This window comes from Bacteroides sp. NGMCC 1.200775 (assembly GCF_040798045.1).
Taxonomy (GTDB): Bacteria; Bacteroidota; Bacteroidia; order Bacteroidales; family Bacteroidaceae; genus Bacteroides; species Bacteroides hominis.
Genome location: NZ_JASCQK010000003.1, coordinates 295286 through 316056, shown reverse-complemented (window position 1 = coordinate 316056; position 20771 = coordinate 295286). Strand labels below are relative to the sequence as shown.

General features: G+C 44.8%; 13 protein-coding genes. 1 reads left to right on the top strand and 12 read right to left on the bottom strand.

The genetic code is table 11. From position 1 onward, the window contains the following. Positions 1 to 66 precede the first annotated feature (66 nt). The 3 genes from QK890_RS10470 to QK890_RS10460 all read right to left on the bottom strand — a co-directional run bounded on the left by QK890_RS10470 (position 67) and on the right by QK890_RS10460 (position 4973). Positions 67 to 1410 (bottom strand): citrate/2-methylcitrate synthase, encoded by a 1344-nt coding sequence (locus QK890_RS10470; protein ID WP_005781276.1) that lies wholly within the window; start codon positions 1408 to 1410, stop codon positions 67 to 69. Positions 1411 to 1422: 12 nt separating this feature from the next. Next, entirely contained in the window at positions 1423 to 2613 is a 1191-nt protein-coding gene (gene icd / locus QK890_RS10465) for an NADP-dependent isocitrate dehydrogenase (protein ID WP_032539749.1), read from the bottom strand. 116 nt (positions 2614 to 2729) lie between these two features. Then, positions 2730 to 4973, bottom strand: a complete 2244-nt coding sequence (locus QK890_RS10460) for an aconitate hydratase (protein WP_032539748.1) — start codon at positions 4971 to 4973, stop codon at positions 2730 to 2732. A 138-nt stretch (positions 4974 to 5111) separates the two neighbouring features. Here QK890_RS10460 and QK890_RS10455 point away from each other — a divergent pair, with 138 nt between their 5' ends. Next, positions 5112 to 7016, top strand: coding sequence for an AAA domain-containing protein (locus tag QK890_RS10455; protein WP_367627327.1), 1905 nt, complete (start codon positions 5112 to 5114; stop codon positions 7014 to 7016). Between the two features lie 166 nt (positions 7017 to 7182). Here the strand turns inward: QK890_RS10455 and QK890_RS10450 are convergent, their stop codons facing one another. The 9 genes from QK890_RS10450 to QK890_RS10410 form a co-directional block, all read right to left on the bottom strand. Further along, positions 7183 to 9111 (bottom strand): LruC domain-containing protein, encoded by a 1929-nt coding sequence (locus tag QK890_RS10450; RefSeq protein WP_032539747.1) that lies wholly within the window; start codon positions 9109 to 9111, stop codon positions 7183 to 7185. Positions 9112 to 9307: 196 nt separating this feature from the next. Next, on the bottom strand, positions 9308 to 10351 hold the full coding sequence (ilvC, locus tag QK890_RS10445) for a ketol-acid reductoisomerase (protein WP_005808312.1): 1044 nt from the start codon (positions 10349 to 10351) through the stop codon (positions 9308 to 9310). Between the two features lie 86 nt (positions 10352 to 10437). Then, complete coding sequence (locus QK890_RS10440) at positions 10438 to 11022, bottom strand: porin family protein (protein WP_005821653.1); 585 nt, start codon at positions 11020 to 11022, stop codon at positions 10438 to 10440. Between the two features lie 16 nt (positions 11023 to 11038). Further along, the gene (locus tag QK890_RS10435; RefSeq protein WP_005781287.1) at positions 11039 to 11782 is read right to left on the bottom strand and encodes an acyl-[acyl-carrier-protein] thioesterase; all 744 of its coding nucleotides are present in this window, start codon (positions 11780 to 11782) and stop codon (positions 11039 to 11041) included. Further along, positions 11783 to 12343: an acetolactate synthase small subunit gene (ilvN, locus tag QK890_RS10430; RefSeq protein ID WP_005808314.1), complete on the bottom strand. Its 561-nt coding sequence runs from the start codon at positions 12341 to 12343 to the stop codon at positions 11783 to 11785. 13 nt (positions 12344 to 12356) lie between these two features. Then, positions 12357 to 14054: a biosynthetic-type acetolactate synthase large subunit gene (ilvB, locus tag QK890_RS10425; protein WP_005808315.1), complete on the bottom strand. Its 1698-nt coding sequence runs from the start codon at positions 14052 to 14054 to the stop codon at positions 12357 to 12359. A gap of 54 nt (positions 14055 to 14108) precedes the next feature. Then, complete coding sequence (gene ilvD / locus QK890_RS10420; protein ID WP_032539746.1) at positions 14109 to 15911, bottom strand: dihydroxy-acid dehydratase; 1803 nt, start codon at positions 15909 to 15911, stop codon at positions 14109 to 14111. Between the two features lie 613 nt (positions 15912 to 16524). Beyond that, entirely contained in the window at positions 16525 to 18600 is a 2076-nt protein-coding gene (locus QK890_RS10415; RefSeq protein WP_032539744.1) for a PL29 family lyase N-terminal domain-containing protein, read from the bottom strand. A gap of 16 nt (positions 18601 to 18616) precedes the next feature. Further along, positions 18617 to 20767: an FISUMP domain-containing protein gene (locus tag QK890_RS10410; protein ID WP_032539743.1), complete on the bottom strand. Its 2151-nt coding sequence runs from the start codon at positions 20765 to 20767 to the stop codon at positions 18617 to 18619. Positions 20768 to 20771 lie beyond the last annotated feature (4 nt).

The window sequence follows — 20771 nt, the reverse complement described above, 5'->3', positions numbered from 1 at the left end:
CAAATAGTTTACGGAAATAAAGTAAGGGTGCTGCAAAGTGATCTGCCACACCCTCAGACTTTTCTTTTATCTTTTTTTCAACGGCACATATTTTTCTTCTTCCAACACATTCTTGTAAGCCGGACGAATGATACGTTTGCCTTCAAAATTCAATTCTTCATTACGATGGGCACACCAACCGACAATACGTGCCATAGCAAACAAAGGAGTGTAGATTTCTTGTGGCAAGCCAATCATTTCGTATACAAAACCGGAATAAAAATCGACGTTGCTGGACACCGTTTTTCCATTATTCTTAATCTTACCGAATGTGGCAATGGCACGCTCTTCCAGAAGTTCAAGGAAAGCAAATTCGCGTTCACGCCCTTTCTCATGTGCCAGGTCACGTGCAAGTTCCTTCAGCAATACGGCACGAGGATCGGAAATGGTATACACGGCATGCCCGATACCATAGATCAATCCGGTCTTATTATAAACCTCTTTGTTCAGCATACGGGTAAAGTAAGTGTCAATCTCATCCACATTGGTCCAGTCCTGAATATTTTCCTGCAAATGATGGAACATGTCGGCCACCTGAATATTGGCACCTCCATGGAGCGGACCTTTCAACGAACCGATACCTGCGGCAATAGCCGAATATGTATCTGTACCGGTAGATGAAGTTACACGAACCGTAAAAGTAGAGTTGTTACCTCCTCCGTGTTCCGCCTGGAGCACCAGCAAAAGGTCAAGTGTACGCGCGTCCAGTTCGGTATAATCCCGTTTCAGCATATAAAGGAAATTCTCGGCAATCGACAAATTCTCCTGCGGATGACGGATGTGTAACGAACGGCCGAAAGTGGCATGACGCAACATATTGAAGGCATAAGCGATGATTGTGGGGAACTTTGAGATCAGATCAATGCTCTGACGCATCAGGTTATCACGTGAAGTGTCATCCGGATTGGAATCAAAACGATACATTTCAAGTACACTGCGAGCCAAAATGTTCATAATATTGTTCCCCTCAAGTTCAATGATATTCATCTTGGTTTTTTGTTCCAAAGGCATATTATCATTGATTAGTTCCCTAAACGAAGCCAGTTCTTCTTTATCGGGCAAACTGCCGGATAACAATAAATAAGCAACTTCTTCAAATCCAAAACGTTTTTCTTTCAGAATGGCATGTGCCAAGTCTTCCAGATCATATCCCCGATAGAACAGCTTTCCGGGAATAGGCTTCAATCCCCCTCCGGGAATTCGCTCATAACCTACGACATTACCAATCTTAGTCAGTCCGACTAACACACCTGTACCGTCTTCGTTACGAAGCCCCCGTTTTACGTCAAACTTCGGAAATAAATCGGTGTCAATCCGGGTACAATCTTTCATTGCCTCGGAAAGTTTATAAATCAAATATTCTTTTTTCATGTCCTGAAGGTATTAATTTTTAATTCGGTTAATGATTTCTTCTGTAAATTCGGAGGTAGAAAGTGGCTGCCCTTTGTGCATGAAGCGCGCCAGGTCATTGGTGGCTTTCCCTTCGGCAAAACTGGCTTCAAGCGCCTCTACAATCAGGTCGGCAGGCTCCTGCCAGCCCAGATATTCAAGCATCATGACGGCTGAAAGTATCAATGAACAAGGATTGACTACTCCCTTTCCGGCAATGTTGGGAGCCGTCCCATGGGTAGCCTCAAAAATGGCATGTCCGGAGTCATAGTTGATATTGGCTCCCGGCGCGATACCGATACCTCCTACCATGGCTGCCAACTGATCGGAAATATAATCTCCGTTCAGATTCAAAGTGGCGATAACCGAATAGTCTTCAGGAATCAAGAGAGTGTTCTGCAAAAAGGCATCAGCGATACAATCTTTAATCACCAGTTTGCCTGAAGCAATCGCATCGGCAAACTCACGTTCAGCCAACTCGTATCCCCATTTTTTAAAACCTCCTTCGGTGTATTTCATGATATTGCCTTTGTGCACCAAAGTGACCGAAGGCAGTTCATGCTGCAATGCATAGCGGCACGCGGCACGTACCAGACGCTCTGTACCTTCACGCGAAACCGGCTTCACCCCGAAAGAAGAGGTTTCGGGAAAACGTACTTTACTGACTCCCATCTCATCGTGCAAAAACTTATAGAATTTTCTTGCCTCCGGAGTACCTGCTTCCCACTCGATCCCGGCATAGATATCTTCCGTGTTTTCACGAAAGATGTGCATATTCACCTTCTCAGGCTCTTTGACGGGAGACACCACTCCACGAAACCAGCGCACCGGACGCAAGCAAACGTATAAGTCGAGCGTCTGGCGGAGAGCCACATTCAACGAACGGATTCCCCCGCCGACCGGAGTTGTCAACGGTCCTTTGATGCCGATCAGATATTCCTTAAAAGCCTCCATCGTTTCATCAGGTAACCATGAACCCGTTGCCCGAAAAGCACGTTCACCGGCCAATACTTCTTTCCATTCGATATGACGGCTGCCACCATACGATACATCTACCGCCGCATTTACTATTGCCTGCATGGCAGGAGTGATTTCCGCCCCTACTCCATCACCTGTTATAAAAGGTATTGTCGGTACATCCGGCACCAACAATCCCCCATCTTTCTGTTTGGTAATTTTACTCATTGATTTATTTTTTTATATACTCCTCCAATCGTGTTCCAAAGTCAGGTTCCATTGGTTTAAAACCAAAGATTTATTGATTTAAAACCTAAAACAAGTCCCGGAAAGCTATCTACAAGCTATTTGGCGTTCAAAGCCGATCCAGCTCGGAACCAGTCAATCTGCTGTTCATTGTAAGTATGCTGTACCGCAAACCGTTCTTCAGTGCCATCTTCGTGATGCAAAATCACCTCCAGGTTATGTCCGGGCGAAAACTCTTTTAATCCAACTACCGAGATTAAATCTTGCTCACGAATCCGGTTATAATCGGCTTTATCTACAAAAGTAACGGCCAACATACCCTGTTTTTTCAGATTGGTTTCATGAATGCGGGCAAAGCTTTTGGCCAGAATCACCTTCACATTCAGAAAACGCGGTTCCATGGCAGCATGCTCACGACTTGACCCCTCTCCATAATTTTCTTCGGCTACTACAATGGAAGAGATATCATCCGCTTTATACTGTTTTGCGGTACTCGAAACTGTTTCATATGTATTGGTCAAACGGTTCCAGACCTTATTCGTTTCGCCATTGAATGCATTCACCGCTCCCATCAACATATTATCGGAAATGTTTTCCAAATGGCCACGAAACCGAAGCCAGGGACCTGCCATCGAGATATGATCTGTGGTGCATTTTCCCTGTGCTTTGATAAGCAGCGGCATATTGAGAAAATCATTGCCGTCCCATGCAGGGAAAGGAGTCAGTAACTGTAAACGCTGAGAATCCGGAGCAACCTTAATCTCAGCTTTCTCACCCGTAGGAGCCTGATATCCCTGATTGCCGGCAACAAATCCGGCAGATGGCAGTTCATCCCCCGTAGGTTCACTAAGTTTCACCTTTTCACCGTCATGGTTAACCAAACGGTCTTTCAACGGGTTGAAACAAAGATCGCCGGCAATAGTCAGTGCCAGAACAATCTCGGGTGAAGCCACAAAAGCAAAAGTATTCGGGTTACCGTCAGCACGTTTGGCAAAATTGCGGTTAAATGAAGTCACAATAGAGTTTTTACGGGTCGGATCGTCTGTATGGCGTTTCCACTGGCCGATACAAGGACCGCAGGCATTAGCCATGATAGTAGCACCCATCTTTTCAAATACATCCATCATACCGTCACGCTCGGCTGTCGCACGGATCTGTTCGGAACCCGGATTTACAATCAGTGGTGATGCCACTCCCAAGTTCTTCTCATTCACCTGCCGGGCTACGGAAGCCGCACGGCTGATGTCCTGATAAGAAGAGTTGGTACAGGAACCTATCAAACCTACTTCCATTTTCCGGGGATAACCATTCATTACTACCTTTTCAGCAAATTCTGAAATAGGAGTGGCGGCATCCGGAGTAAACGGACCATTAATATAAGGTTCCAACTCTGAAAGATTTATTTCGATAACCCGGTCATAAAAATCTTCCGGACGTGCCATTACTTCGTCGTCTGCACGCAAATCGGCAGCTACACTGTCGGCCATCACAGCCACTTCCTCGCGTCCGGTTGCTTTCAGATAAACAGCCATACGTTCATCATAAGGAAAAAGAGAGGTAGTAGCTCCTACTTCAGCACCCATATTACAGATTGTAGCCTTTCCCGTGGCCGATAACGAAGCCGTACCCGATCCAAAATATTCGATAATAGCGTTTGTCCCTCCTTTCACGGTCAGGATACCGGCCAATTTCAGTATGACATCTTTGGGAGCTGTCCATCCATTCAACTCTCCTGTCAGACGTACCCCGATCAATTTCGGCATCTTAAGTTCCCACTCCATACCTGTCATCACGTCCACAGCATCGGCACCACCTACACCGATCGCCACCATTCCAAGCCCTCCGGCATTCGGGGTATGCGAGTCGGTACCGACCATCATCCCACCCGGAAAAGCATAATTCTCAAGCACCACCTGATGAATGATGCCCGCTCCCGGCTTCCAGAAACCAATGCCATAACGAGAGGAAACATCACGCAAGAAATCATACACCTCCCGGTTGGTTTGTGTAGCTGTTTCAATGTCACGTTCAGCACCCCGGTAAGCTTGTATCAAATGATCGCAGTGTACCGTGGAAGGTACTGCCACTGTATCTTTCCCGGCATTCATAAATTGCAACAAGGCCATTTGAGCCGTTGCATCCTGCATTGCAACACGGTCCGGACGAAAATTGACATAGTCCTCTCCCCGTTCATAATTCTTTAAATCCGCCACATTATACAAATGTGCATACAAAATCTTTTCAGCCAACGTCAAAGGACGCTTCAGTGCTGCACGAACATGCTCCATTTTCCCTTTATAGGATGTATAGAAGCTCTTTAACATATTCAAATCATATACCATAACAATTCTGGTTTTATCTGTTCTTCTATTTATTATAACCAATTATACGAAAGAAAGGTTTAACAAATTGAAATGTTTATTCCAATCCGGAAACAGATTTGTTATCTTTGCCGGAAATTTAACCCGCACCCCATTAGCATGAACGATTATAATACAAACTCTTCTTCCCCGCTTAGCGATCTTCAGCGCCAACAGCTTTTGCTACGTATGGAATATGAATATGAAAAAGAAGAATTTCGCAAGCAGACAGAAACGATGGGCATTGCGAGGAAAGTGAAGCGAGGGCTTTGCTGGTATCCCGTCAGTACAGGCAGAAGTTTTTATAATTCGCTGAACCAACTTGTGATAGAAATAGAACGTCAAGAAGATAAAGAGATAGAACATGCATTTGAATTCGGACGTCCTGTCTGCTTTTTCGAACAGGGCTATGATGGCAGCATACATTATTTCAATTCCATCTATACCGTAAGCTATGCAGATGAAGAGCGTATGGTAGTCGTGGTACCCGGAGCAGGTGCACTTCTTGAAATACAAGGAGCAGACAGACTGGGTGTACAGTTGTATTTCGATGAAACTTCCTACCGCAGTATGTTCGAAGCCTTGGAAGACGTGATTCGTGCAAAAGGTAATCGCCTCGCCCAACTACGTGATATTTTACTTAGTAAACAACCCTCGCAATGGAGAGAGATATATCCGGTACGCTTCCCCTGGCTGAACACCACACAAGAGGAAGCCGTTAACAAAGTGCTACGTGCCAAAGACGTGGCTATCGTACACGGACCTCCGGGAACAGGTAAAACCACTACCCTCGTAGAAGCTGTCTACGAAACATTGCATCGTGAAAACCAAGTGCTGGTATGTGCGCAAAGTAATACGGCCGTCGACTGGATTGCGGAAAAGTTGGTAGACCGCGGAGTGCCTGTACTACGCATCGGCAATCCCAGCCGGGTAAACGACAAAATGCTTTCGTTTACCTACGAACGCCGTTTCGAAAGTCATCCGGCATATACCGAGTTATGGGGTATTCGTAAATCCATTCGTGACATGAGGAATCATATGCGTAAAGGAGGATATTCTGAACGCGAATCCACACGTAACCGAATACTCCGCCTGAAAGAACGTGCCACTGAACTTGAAATACTAATCAACGAAGACCTCTTTTCCAGTGCCCGTGTCATTGCATCTACACTGGTCAGCAGTAATCACCGGATTCTCACCGGACGGCATTTCAGCACCCTCTTTATCGACGAAGCCGCACAAGCCCTGGAAGCTGCCTGCTGGATAGCTATCCGAAAAGCAGACCGTGTAATCCTCGCAGGAGATCATTGCCAACTCCCTCCGACCATTAAATGTATGGAGGCCGCGCGAAGCGGTTTAGACCGCACATTAATGGAAAAAGTCGTAATGAACAAGCAAGAAGCCGTTTCTCTGCTGAAAATACAATATCGCATGCATCGCTCCATCATGCAGTTTCCTTCCGCCTGGTTCTATCAAGGTGAGCTGGAAGCCGCACCGGAAATTTCTCACCGGGGAATACTCGAGCTGGACACTCCCATAAATTGGATCGATACTTCGGAAATGGACTTTCATGAAGAGTTCGTTGGAGAAAGTTTCGGACGTATCAATAAACCGGAAGCCAATCTGCTGTTGCAAGAACTGGAAAATTATATCCGCAAAATCGGAGAAAACCGAGTGGCAGAAGAGTGTATAGACTTTGGACTTATTTCACCTTATAAAGCCCAGGTACAATATTTACGGAATAAAATAAAAGGAAATCCATTCTTTCGCCCCTACCGTAACCGAATCACTGTCAACACAGTAGATGGTTTTCAGGGACAAGAACGTGATGTTATCTTTATCAGTTTGGTACGAGCCAATGAAAACGGACAGATCGGATTTCTCAATGACTTAAGGCGAATGAACGTAGCCATCACCCGTGCCAGAATGAAACTGGTAATATTGGGTGATGCCACAACCATGAGCAAACACGCTTTCTACAGAAAGTTAATTGAGTATATCAATGGACTCAGGCAAAATTCATAAGAATACCGATAACAAAAAACGAAGTTATGTCAAAACTCACCACGGAATAACACAGAGTATCTCAGAGTCTTTTTACTAATAATCAGCAACTTAAACTACCCCTGTGCTACTCTGTGTTCTCTGTGATGAGTTTTGACAACCTCGTTTACAATAAAGAGCAGTCTGCTTATTTCTTCAAATACCAATCCTTATCTGTCTTTCCACCTGATTTTGCCCATGAAGCAAAACGCGGATATGATTGATCAATAGATTCCTTCTCTTCCGTATTGAATGTTTCAACATCTGCCAAATGAATAGCAAACGGATAATTCTGGTCTGACACGTAATAGATCCCTTTATCTGTATCCGATAAATCCTGCTGGCTTCCAAAGAGAGCCGTATTTACCTTATCAGTTGGTTTATGGTTTACCAAATGTACTTCCGTACGATCCTTTCCTGTATTCTGGTGCAAGAAGATGAATGAATTGTAGGGAGCCACTCCAAAAGTTTCATGATCTACAGGTTGCTTAAATTTATTCCGTATCTTAAATGCAGAGGTCTTTGTATTGCTACCGGTCTCTTCAATAGCATTGGCAAATACAGCAACAGTAGCCTGGCCTAATTCATTATCCAACCCCTGACTTCCCCAAGCCGATTTCCCCTCGGTGAAGTCACACTCTTCTACATTTGCCCTTTCTGTATTCATTTGGTAAGCAAAGCCATTCTTAAATAACGCTCCTGACCACATAGCAGTAAAAGTATCCTCAGTAGAAAGTACTTGATTTTTGGTGTTAAAACTCAAAACCGAATTATATTTCACAATCACATCATTCAGGTCATAATCACCTTTAGAAGGCCAATTATCTTCAAAAGCCAAAATTCCTTTATACGTCATTTTATAGGCTATTGACTGATCGTCCGGATCTTCCGGATCAACCGAGGGCATATCGGGAGGGATAATAGCCTCTATCGGATTTGACCAGACATTAAACATAACATCATTATAATCCTGACTTGCCCAATCTTCAAACGATAATACAATAAATTCATTTATTTTAAATGCAGCTGTATGCTTACGTTGATCGTTATTTAATGCAGTAGTTGAATAGAACATTCCCCGTCCTTTACCTACATTACCATTAGTAGTCGTCCCTTTTCTCGTAAAAGCATCATTACTAATAAACCAGCCTATTTTAGTCCCTTTTGGGAATACAGTTCCCTTATCTTCTCCGTCAGCATCAATATAATGTAGTTTTACACACTCCCCGCCTTTAATACCGACTCCCGTTTTAGTATTGGGGAATACAACGTACTTTTTAGCTTTCCGAATCTGAGCGACATTTGCCCCTTCCGAATAGCAATAATAGCCAAACGCACTATATGCCGCACTTGTCCCTCCGATAAAACGCACCTTCACTTCGGCACCATGTTCGTCATTAATCATAAAATCAACCGACTGGCGATATTTCTGAGGGCAGTTTCCATCCTCCGGTATAGTTTTATTAATTGTTCTGTAAAATGCGGGCGTCAATTCAATAACACCTTCATTATCCAAATAGTTAGGCCGTCCTTTTATATCCCAACTGCCCAAAGTATAAAATCCTTCAGGCACCGTTTGATACTCACCACCTACACGCGTCTGCACAGATGCTTCGGCAGCCGTATCCCAGTTTATATCAGCCGTTATTGTATTCCCTTCTATTTTAGTTTTATACAACATTGGTACTCCGATATAAGAGGTATAAATATATACTTCCTCGCCATAAGCCGGGATTGTTTCTTTAGCACGATATACTCCGGTTCCATCAGTCATTCTCACTACCTTGGGGTCGATATCAGTGCGTTTCACAACCTGTCCGTCAGCATCAGTTGTCAACGGATTCTCAAAATACAGTTCAAATAATACCTGATAATTCTCTGCAGGAATATCATACTTCAGATCCAATTGAACATCTTGTGTAGTTGCAAAATCAAAGGAATTAGCTACCCCGGACGGTTTTTCATCTGGTTTATAATGATCTTTCTCATCAATACATCCTACAACCACGCATCCCAATAAAAGAGTACTTAATAATACTCTCAGCATCTTTTTCGTTGCATAAACACGATTTTTCATATTGACAAATAGTTTGTTTGTGAATTAGACTACAAAGATATATATAAAACTTGATACATTTATCCAATAAACAGACTTATTTTTTATATTATACAACATATACACTTCACACAAAACCAATAAAACACTAAATACCAATAAAATAAAAAGAGGAAGAACAATCATTCTCCCTCTTATCAAAACTTGTATATTCTGATTAATTATTTTCCGGACGAAGTTTACGAACTGTTACGGCTGTCTGCCACATTTCGCTTTCACGCAATGCCTTCAGTTCTGCTTCCAGTTTCTCGCGATAATCCGGTTTTGAATTGGAATCAATAGAAATTTGTGCTTCATTACCTGTCTTGACACTATTATATAATTTCTGAACAACGGGCTTGATTGCGTCGTGGAACGGGCCCATCCAATCAAGAGCACCACGCTGAGCTGTCGTAGAACAGTTGGCATACATCCAATCCATACCATTCTTAGCAAACAAAGGCATCAATGACTGAGTCAGCTCTTCTACTGTTTCATTAAATGCTTCAGATGGAGTATGACCGTTTTCACGCAAAACCTCATACTGAGCCAGCAGCAGTCCTTGTATAGCTCCCATCAGTGAACCGCGTTCGCCTGTAAGGTCAGAAGTAGCTTCACGAACGAAAGTAGTCTCAAACAAATATCCTGAACCAACTCCAATACCTAATGCAATGGTTCTCTCCATAGCTCTTCCGGTAGCATCCTGATAGATAGCGTATGAAGAGTTCAGTCCACGGCCTTCAAGGAACATCGTACGAAGTGAAGTGCCCGATCCCTTGGGAGCAACCATGATCACATCGATATCTTTCGGTGGAACGACACCGGTACGGTCACTCCAGGTGATTGCAAAACCATGAGAGAAGTAGAGCGCTTTTCCAGCAGTCAGGTAAGGTTTGATAGTAGGCCATACAGACATTACGGCAGCATCTGACAACAGACACATCACAATAGTACCTTTCTCGCAAGCCTCTTCGATGCCGAACAGTGTTTCACCCGGAACCCAGCCGTCTGCCACTGCTTTTTCATATGTTTTTCCCGGACGCTGACCAACGATCACATTGAAACCGTTATCACGCAAATTCAGTGACTGACCCGGTCCCTGCACACCGTAACCGATAACAGCGATTGTTTCATTTTTCAATACTTCACGAGCTTTTTCCAAAGGAAATTCTTCACGGGTTACTACATTCTCCGTAACACCGCCAAAATTCAATTGTGCCATTTTTCTTTTTTGTTTTAAAAGTCCTGTTCCATCTTATTTAGGAAGCAAAACCGATTATTAATAATTAAACTTATATTCTTTATTTATTATAGTGCAAACCGCCAGCCTACATTAAGCTGCACCACACTATTGTTTGCTTTCGGATTAGAATTACTTGCCCACGATTTATTCACATTAATCAATCCGATATTATAGTTAAGAGAAACCAGCAAGCCACGCTCAAACTGATATCCGGCGCCAAGTCCCACACCACAATCAAACGTACGAATCACGTTCATACCTATGACTGTGGTCGCATGATCGGAAGATGCTTTATTCTCTGAGTTCACATTAAAACTAAACTGCGGACCTCCGAATAGATACAATCCTTTATATATGAATTCTTTCGCATATACCGGGATGTTTATATAATCCAACTTGTCTGTATAAGAAACCCCATTACCGTTATATTTACTTCCCTGCATTGAGTAGTACACTCCTGCTTCTATTCCGAACCGTTCAGTCAGCATCACATCGCCACCCAATCCCACATTAAGTCCGGGACGTACTTTAGAATCCACTTCTCCGGTAGTGTTGGCCAAGTTCAAACCAACTTTAGGAATCAAATGAAACTGCTGGGCACCCACCCGGCAAGAAACAAAAAGCAGTAAAAGAAAAACTATTTTTTTCATCCTATTATATTTTAAACTATACAAACTTCACTTTTGCGCGGCAAACCACTTCACAATCGTTTTTCTTTATCTCTACGTGATACTCATCTTCGTTCACCTCTTCTTCAAAGAAAGAAAGTTCGTCACCGTAATAACTCTCTGCCACATAGGCCATTTCAAACCTCTGAATTTGTTTCCTCATATATAATTGAATGGGGAATAAATCCAAGATATGCTCTATATAACGAATACTGTTCACATGGCCATTGATATCAATATCACTATACTTAGCGGTCAACTTAGCAGAAGGCTTATCTGTTGTCACTTTGATGCGCGAAGGTTTCTCAATAGGGCAAGGTTCGTCACATACATAATCCACGATACTGCCGCCATGCAATGTCAGCAAATCGGCAGGTTTACGGGTATTCAAATTAATCATAGCCCATACCGAACGGGCATACCCGATCTTCTTGCCATCTTTGTTCAGGATAGCAAAATTACGGTCTGTAAAAAGACGGTATACATTCTCCACCCACGTCTGTACGGTAAACTCTTCATATTGATAAGGCATCTCTTCCAAATCGATGGCCAGACGGGACAGTACCCAGGTATAATTGTCTTCATTCAATGTAGCAATCCCGAACCCACGTTCACTGGCATGAAAACCGGCACAATTTAACAGATGATTACCGAGCACCCCCATTGTCAAACGCCCCTTGAAGTCGACATGAAAAGGTTCCGCAATAAACTTATAACTTCCTATCTTATTCGCATCACTCATCTACTTTTCCTCTCCTTTGCTTAAGTTATATTTGGTTTCACGATCTGCCAGAAATTCGTTCACGCGTTCAAAACAACTGGTAGTGATGGCCACCCGCCCCGAACGCACAAACTGCAACACACAGTTCAATACGCTCAATTCTTCGTAGAGGGAAGTAATTTCCTCACTGATTCCATTCTTCTCGACAATGGCAAATACCGGATTAACTTCTACAATCCGTGCGTTGTAACGACGGATCACTTTCGACGCCTCCGGTTGTGACTGAAATTCCGGCATAGACACTTTGTAAAGTGCTATTTCATGGAAATAAATTTCATCCTCAGTGAAATAATGCGCCTGAAGCACGTCTATTTTCTTCTCGATCTGCTTGACAACCTTCTCAATCGTATCCTTGTCAGTCCAGGCTGTAATGGTGTACTTATGTACCCCCTTGATGGAAGAAGCCGAAACATTCAGACTTTCTATATTAATCTGCCGACGGGTAAATACCGCCGTAACCTGATTCAACAATCCGGCAAAGTTCTCTGAATGAACAATTAACGTATATAATGTTTTATCCATAACCTCTAAATTATTAGCATTCCAACAACATCTGATTAACCGAACCTCCCGGAGGAGTCATCGGCAATACATTCCCCTCTTCAATCACACAGGCTTCCAACAGGAACGGACCCTCTGTCGCAATCATTTCCTCTATCGCATCAGCCAGTTCTTCACGGGTGAAAACCCTTTTGGCCGGTATATCGTAAGCAGAAGCAATCTTGATATAATCAGGATTCAACATGGGTGTAAACGAATATTTACGGTTAAAAAACATTGCCTGCCATTGGCGTACATTTCCCAGAAAATTATTATTCAATACGATGATTTTAACCGGTGCCTTCTGTTCCATAATGGTTCCCAGCTCCTGAATGTTCATTTGCAAACCACCGTCACCCATAAATACACAAACCGTACGGTCCGGTCGGCCAAAAGTAGCACCGATAGCGGCAGGAAGCCCGAATCCCATAGTGCCGAGCCCTCCGGAGGTAATAATGCTACGATCCTTTGAGTATTTAAAGTATCGGGCAGACATCATCTGGTTCTGCCCTACATCAGTTACCAATACTGCTTCATGATTCGTTGCATCGCTTACTGCACGCACCACTTCTCCCATTGAAAGCGTATCGCCCATCGGGTGCAATTCCGGACGGATCACCTTTTCTTCTTCCACCTGTTCATAAGGCAAGAAACTATCCAGCCACTCTTTATGCTCATTGGGTTGAAGCAATGCCGTTACCGCGGCAAGTGTTTCTTTACAGTCACCCAGTACTGCCACATCCGCATGTACATTCTTATTCACCTCAGCCGGATCAATATCAAAATGAATCACTTTAGCCTGTTTAGCATAGGTGGCCAGATTGCCGGTCACACGGTCGTCAAAACGCATACCGACAGCGATCAAGACATCACATTTATTGGTGTTCATGTTCGGTCCGAGATTACCATGCATTCCCAACATACCTTTATTCAGAGGGTGTTCAGTCGGCAAGGCCGACAGTCCCAGCAGCGTACATCCGGCGGGCATGCCTGCTTTTTCGATAAAAGCACGCAGTTCCTGCTGAGCATTGCCCAACTCTACACCCTGACCTACCAATACCAACGGCCGTTCCGCACCGTTAATTAATTCGGCAGCTACTTTCACAGCCTCCGGATCAGTCTCGGGTACAGGCACATAGCTGCGTATAAAATCAAGCTTTGCAGGAGAATATTCCGCCTTCTCCACCTGAGCATTTTTCGCGAAGTCAAGCACTACCGGTCCCGGGCGTCCGCTTTTGGCAATATAAAAAGCACGGGCCACTGCCCACGGAACATCTTCGGCACGGCGAATCTGATAACTCCACTTTGTGATCGGTTGTGTAATACCTACCAGGTCGACTTCCTGAAAAGCATCCGTACCGAGAAAAGCCGTTCCCACCTGTCCGGCAATCACCACAATCGGTGTACTGTCAATCATCGCATCCGCAATACCGGTAATGGTATTAGTAGCTCCGGGGCCACTTGTCACCAGACAAACCCCTACTTCACCCGAAGCACGGGCAAACCCCTGAGCAGCATGTGCCGCTCCCTGTTCATGGCGAACCAGAATGTGATTCAAAGTCTCCCTATGGTCATATAAGGCATCGAATACCGGCATGATGGAACCTCCGGGATAACCAAAGATCGTCTTTACACCATGATATTCCAAAGAACGCATTAATGCTTCACCGCCTGAAATTATATCTTTACTCATGTACTAAAATTTACAATTTAACGATTTATGATTTCGATTGAAACAACCCCATAGTTAATCAATCAGTCTCACCGCCCCTTTATCGGCAGAGCTTACCATGCTGGCATACGCTTTAAGGCTCTTAGGCACATAGCGTTCACGAGTGACCGGAGTCATCGGACGTGCAGCCAGTTCTTCATCGGTCAGTCGCACGTTGATAGTCCGTTCGGGGATATTGATTTCGATGATATCACCATCCTTGATCTTCCCGATATTACCTCCGGCGGCCGCTTCGGGAGAGATATGACCAATGCTGAGTCCCGATGTACCGCCACTGAAACGGCCGTCGGTAATCAGCGCACACTCCTTGCCCAAATGGCGCGATTTAATATAAGAGGTGGGATAAAGCATCTCCTGCATACCGGGACCTCCTTTCGGACCCTCGTGCGTGATGACGACTACATCTCCGCTGACAACTTTTCCTCCGAGTATCCCATTGCAGGCGGCTTCCTGTGAATCGAAGACCTTTGCCGGACCGGTAAACTTCCAGATGCTCTCATCCACACCCGCTGTTTTCACCACACAACCATCCTGAGCTATATTTCCTTTCAGTACGGCCAGTCCTCCGTCTTTGCTATATGCATGTTCCATATCGCGAATGCACCCTTCGGTACGATCCGTATCCAGTTCTTTGTAATAGACGTCCTGAGAGCCGAGCACCAAATTGAACTTCCCGGCAGCCGCACTCTTATACTTCTTAATAGCCTCTTCACACACGTTCGGGCTTGTTATATCATATTTATCAATTGCTTCACCCAATGTCATCCCATCGATACGGGCCACAGATGTATCTATCAATCCTGCTTTGGCAAGTTGTCCCATAATCCCCATAATACCCCCGGCACGATTCACATCCTGAATGTGATACTTCTGAGTGTTCGGCGCTACCTTGCACAGGCACGGGCTTTTGCGCGAAAGCATATCGATATCATCCATTTTAAAGTCCGCTCCTGCTTCATGAGCTACCGCCAGCAGATGGAGTACCGTATTGGTAGATCCTCCCATCGCGATGTCCAGCGTCATGGCATTCAGGAATGCCTCACGGGTGGCAATGCTCCGGGGAAGTACGCTTTCATCACCGTCCCGATAATATTTATAGGTATTTTCCACAATCAGTTTCGCAGCATCTTTGAACAATTGGGTACGGTTGGCATGAGTCGCCACAATCGTTCCGTTTCCGGGGAGTGCCAGACCGATCGCTTCGTTGAGGCAGTTCATCGAGTTGGCAGTAAACATCCCTGAACAGCACCCGCAAGTGGGACAGGCCCGATTCTCAATTTTGGAAACTTCTTCATCGCTCACACTTTCGTCGGCCGACTTAATCATCGCGTCAATCAGGTCCAAATGCTGCCCGTCCAATTCACCGGCTTCCATCGGGCCTCCGGATACAAATACAGTAGGAATATTCAGCCTCATAGCCGCCATCAACATTCCCGGAGTGATTTTGTCACAATTGCTGATACACACCATGGCATCCGCTTTATGGGCATTCACCATATATTCTACACTATCGGCAATGATATCCCGGGAGGGAAGGGAATAGAGCATTCCGTCGTGCCCCATAGCAATGCCATCATCAATGGCAATCGTATTGAACTCTGCAGCAAAGCATCCCAGCTTCTCAATTTCTTTTTTCACCAGCTGGCCTATTTCATGTAGATGTACATGTCCCGGAACAAACTGAGTGAACGAATTGACGATGGCAATGATAGGTTTGCCTAATTGCTCTTTTTTCATACCGTTGGCTGCCCAAAGTGCCCGGGCACCCGCCATGCGACGGCCTTGTGTGCTGAACGAACTGCGTAACTGCTTTTTCATTTCAATATTCCTTTTAAGTAAAGAGCCTTTCCCACCGTAGTGAGAAAGGCTCTAAATCATATCTTCTATCTGTACGAATACATACATAACCTTTCTCACGCTCTTGATGGAATCACCACGACGCGAATAATATGCAGGACTGCCAGGTTAATTGATGTATGATTATTCATAACTTCTGTTTTTCTTTCTTTATGTGCTGCAAAGGTAAGTGCTTTTTTATAAACTCCAAACAAATTGAAGAAAAAAATCACTCAAAACAAAATAATTGTAAGCAAAGCCCATCATTAAATACGCATTTATCATTCAGAATACTATATTCCGAACTATTCCTTATAAAAATCCGCTTTCAGAATATATACAAATTGAATATAAACAGCACAAACATACCAATTATGCGACAACTCTTCAAGGAAGAAAACAAAGAAACATCAATAGAAATCAAGGAAAAAGAAAAGAGCGGAAAGATTAGATTAAAGTCAAACCAATAAAACATGGGGATGTTGTATCGTAAAACACCCCCATGTTATAGCACAAAACATCCGGATGTTTCGCACAACAACACCCGGATGTTTTCGCAACAAGAGTTTAAAGTTTCAAAGTAAACAATGGCATATTACTGACGAATAAAACGTATACTAAATCCGAAGCCACGACTATATGTATTCGTACATTGTGGTACGGCTACATTCGAAGGATTGATGGAAAGCGCCCAGCAATCATTCCCATCAACACTGTCAAACCACCAATACCCAACTTCATCTTTTTCCTGAAAAGCAAAAGGCTCATCAGCATTGCGCCGTCCACCGGGTTTCCCGACAAATCCGGCAATCTTCAATGCCTCGGCTACTTTAGGATCCCCACCTAAGAAATCCCGCAATGTATCCCAGTCTCTCAAATGATTCGGTATTTTCCAGCCTTTAGGGACCAAGGACGTGCCACTGGAAAACACACCTGCATTGTACAACAGTCCATATTGATTGCGAATGGTCCGGCTATCTTCCGTAATGCCAGCGGGGAAACCATATACAGCATATCGCGGGATACCATCCTTTCTCCATTCTGAGGAAATGACTCCTGCACTGTTTGTTATCGTCCGCAAATTATCCGCCATCCAATACTGTGTACCGATTTTCATCACCCGATACGAGTTACCTTCATTGTCGGTAGCCTGATAAGGACGGAGTCCGCTTGCCTGATTGCCCGAGTAACCGATATAATCACCGGTAATAAAATTCACTCCGTCTTCGGTAAACAAAGAGGTGAATGGCTCCGTATTAGTACCCGGCGTATAAACGGTAGTCAGATAATCCACCTTTCCTCCGTTGTCCAGAACCACTCCTTCACCAAACGCCTTGTTATAAACATTATAAGGATAAAAGACCGAGGCACTTTTACCCGATCCAAATGAATAATCGGGAATAAACTCATGACATAGTTCTCCTACTTTCACTCCCTCAACATAAAGTTCATAAACAAACGAACGGGAAGAATCGGGCACTTTAAATTCAAGTAATAAGGTAGTTTCAAGCGTTGCCGGCAATTTCTTACCATCCTTAGCAGTCAGTTCGAGGACAGCAGTACCGGACAATGCTCCATCAGCCGAACCTTTATCAGGGGCAATCACTGTTACTTCGCCATCGGTGGCCGATGTATACCTTGCCGTAACTGTCCAACCGCGCGGAGCCGTACATACCGGAGCAATATCTTTATTCACGCCACTGCAAGTAAATGCAAAGGTCCGGGATTCGCTCCGATGGAAATATGCCACTTCCGAAGTCTCCAGTCCGACCTGTGATCCTTGCCATTCCGGCACTTTAAGAGTTTTTCCATCACTCAGATAAAATACAATATAACCGTCTTCACTGACCACCTTCCGGAACATAGGATCGCCGGATGCACCTTTCGCTTTCATCGGATTACCCGCAGCATCTTCCAATTCAACAGGACCACTCCCATAGTCAAGCGTCCAGTATCCTGCCGCATTGACCCCAATGACCGGAACAATGCCATCGGTTCCCGAAGCTCTGACCTTTTGCCCGTTGTTATCCAAAAGAAAAGAAGAAGTTCCATCCGGAGCCTTGTTAGCCCAATACAGATGCCCGTCCGTATCCATTTTCATGGTGATGACGGGAGCTATACCATTTTTTCCCTTATCTCCTTCCGCACCGTCTTTACCATCCGTACCGTCAACTCCGTCTTTACCATCGGTACCATCCTGACCGTCTTTGCCGTCGGTACCGTCAACTCCGTCTTTACCATCGGTACCATCCTGACCATCCTTGCCGTCGGTACCATCAACTCCGTCTTTGCCATCGGTACCATCCTGACCATCTTTGCCATCGGTGCCGTCCTGACCATTCTGACCATCTTTACCGTCTTCCCCTTTCTTGCCGTCATCTCCTTTCTCGCCATTCTTGATGACAATGGTGCCACTCTTAAAGAAACTGATCGTATAGCCGCTTCCATCCGCAAGTTCGTTGAATCCGGTAATATAATCACCGGATTCAGACGAGTCTATGATCAGCTTTAAGGCAACAATATCCCTATTCATATTTTTACATAACTCTTCGATAGAGTTTGCCTGTTCCTCCATTTCCGCGTGATTCTTCAGCACTTCGTTTATCTCTTCCTGGCTACAGGAAGCAACGAGGAACAAACAGAGAAACAATAGTTTGATTATATGATTCATATTTATTAGAGTTAAATTAATAATTTGCATCCCGGACACAACGGATACTGTTACCTTCGCCCAACCCGACAGCACCGGAAGTCAGTTGCTCTACAGAATTGGAATTATAACTCATCCGGATGCGGTAATCCGTTTCCGTCGACCACCATTGCCCTGTTGTTTCCGAAGCTCCGGTACTGCCATTACTACCCTCGACCGCATTAGCAGGTAAAGCAGTAAAACCGGTCAGATTGTCTCCCTCTATTCCGGCACTCTCCATCCAGCTTCCGAGCCCTTTCCCAATAGCTGTCGATTTCAGTTTACGTGCATCTGCCCCCACAAAGTCTACCAATTCTTGCAGTTCTGCTTTAGAAGGAACATGCCATCCTTGGGGAGCTATATTTCCTTTCATCGCAAACTGATTGTAAAGCACACCGTACAGGTTGCGATATTGCATAGCACCCGGAGCATCGGCATTAGCCGCCCGGTCGACCTGACATGCAGGAAGACTTTTTCCACATTGAACCATCCAATCCAGAGACGTGGCAAAACCGGTAGGAATAGGAGTACCATCATTAAATTGGGTTGTCTTCAGATTTTCTCCCATCCAGTAGAGACTGCCTATTTTCACAACCCGGTAAGCATATCCCTGCACATCGACAGCCAAGGAAGCTTTCAGCCCGCAAACAGTCCCGTTCACCAGCCCGTCTGTTCCATCTGCCGGCATTACATACTGACCGCCGTTTTCCGTCAGTATGGCAGTAGATGACGGATTACCCGTAACCGGAGTATACCCTGTTCCGTCATGCTGTATCGACGCTCCGTTCTCCAGAATAATCCCCGGACCAAAAACACGCGAAGCAGCATTATAAGAATAGACTACAGTAGCCCGGTCCGTCGTGGAATAAGCCGGCACATATTCCCGGCATATTTCTCCTACTTTAAACCCCTCCATCAAAATATCATAAACCAGGGAACTATTGAACTTCGGAAGCTCAATACGATAATACAACGTTACCAAGATGTCTGCCCGGACAGTATTTCCCAAGGCATCTGTGCCTTCTATCGTTATTCTTTCCGAAGCCGGCAGAGCCGAACCGGCAGCAGGCGCTTTCACAGTCAGCACCCCTTGCAAAGCTTTCGGCTGATAATTAATCGTAGCATCCCATGTTCCTGCCACCTTTACTATCTGCCGGAAACTACTACAATCAAACGGAATGTCCAGTGCTACTCCACGACGAAAGAAAAGAGGTCCCGTTTCATTGAATATCAGTTTATTATCTGCGAATTTAGCCACCTTATAGACACTTCCGTCAGTCATTGTAAAAATGACATACTCCGGATCTCCCGGATTCACAGACGTAAAGATGGACTGGCTGCCATCTGTCACGGTGGCTACAATTTTCTCTCCGCTTGCTCCTGTCATCCACTTCGTAACAGTTCCGACAGTAACCTGCCAGTAATATTCTCCGTCCGTATCTTTAGCTATACCGACAGATGGAGTAATACCATTTACCGGAGTCATAATCACTTTATTACCCTCTCCGTCCGTCAGCCACTCTACCACTCCGGCACCTATCTGTACAGTCCAGTAATAATTACCATCCGTATCCTGTTTAGCACCCATCAACGGAGTATCTCCGGCCGGACCTTTCACACCATCTTTACCGTCAGTACCGTCAACTCCGTCTTTGCCATCCGTACCATCTGCGCCGTCCTGACCATCATTGCCATTACTACCGTCGGTTCCGTCAGTTCCGTTCGAGCCATTCTGGCCATCTGCCCCATCTTCACCGTCAACACCATCCTTGCCATCTGTACCATCTGTGCCGTTCTGACCATCATTGCCATTACTGCCATCGGTTCCGTCATTACCGTTTTCTCCTTTATTCCCTACCAGGCCATTCTTTACAAGCATGTCTCCCCCTTTATGAAAAACGATCAGTGTACCGCTCCCATCGGGCAACTCGGTCACACTTTCAATGTAATCATGAGTCGGTATCGTATTCACTATCGTGGCAAGCAGCCGTACTTCATTATTGGTATCGGATATCCATTCCCGGAGCTTTCCCATCCGGACATTCAATTCAGCTTCCCGGCGCAAGGCTTCGTTAATGTCCTCCTGAACACATCCTCCTGCCAACAAAACCGACAAAATGATAAATATATATTTTTTATATCTCTTCATGATT

Coding starts and splice junctions, on each gene's coding strand:
- ilvB (WP_005808315.1), bottom strand. CDS start 14,054: ATGAGTAAAGATATAATTTCAGGCGGTGAAGCATTAATGCGTTCTTTG.
- ilvD (WP_032539746.1), bottom strand. CDS start 15,911: ATGAAAAAGCAGTTACGCAGTTCGTTCAGCACACAAGGCCGTCGCATG.
- QK890_RS10460 (WP_032539748.1), bottom strand. CDS start 4,973: ATGGTATATGATTTGAATATGTTAAAGAGCTTCTATACATCCTATAAA.
- ilvC (WP_005808312.1), bottom strand. CDS start 10,351: ATGGCACAATTGAATTTTGGCGGTGTTACGGAGAATGTAGTAACCCGT.
- QK890_RS10415 (WP_032539744.1), bottom strand. CDS start 18,600: ATGAATCATATAATCAAACTATTGTTTCTCTGTTTGTTCCTCGTTGCT.
- QK890_RS10410 (WP_032539743.1), bottom strand. CDS start 20,767: ATGAAGAGATATAAAAAATATATATTTATCATTTTGTCGGTTTTGTTG.
- QK890_RS10450 (WP_032539747.1), bottom strand. CDS start 9,111: ATGAAAAATCGTGTTTATGCAACGAAAAAGATGCTGAGAGTATTATTA.
- QK890_RS10470 (WP_005781276.1), bottom strand. CDS start 1,410: ATGAAAAAAGAATATTTGATTTATAAACTTTCCGAGGCAATGAAAGAT.
- icd (WP_032539749.1), bottom strand. CDS start 2,613: ATGAGTAAAATTACCAAACAGAAAGATGGGGGATTGTTGGTGCCGGAT.
- QK890_RS10435 (WP_005781287.1), bottom strand. CDS start 11,782: ATGAGTGATGCGAATAAGATAGGAAGTTATAAGTTTATTGCGGAACCT.
- ilvN (WP_005808314.1), bottom strand. CDS start 12,343: ATGGATAAAACATTATATACGTTAATTGTTCATTCAGAGAACTTTGCC.
- QK890_RS10455 (WP_367627327.1), top strand. CDS start 5,112: ATGAACGATTATAATACAAACTCTTCTTCCCCGCTTAGCGATCTTCAG.
- QK890_RS10440 (WP_005821653.1), bottom strand. CDS start 11,022: ATGAAAAAAATAGTTTTTCTTTTACTGCTTTTTGTTTCTTGCCGGGTG.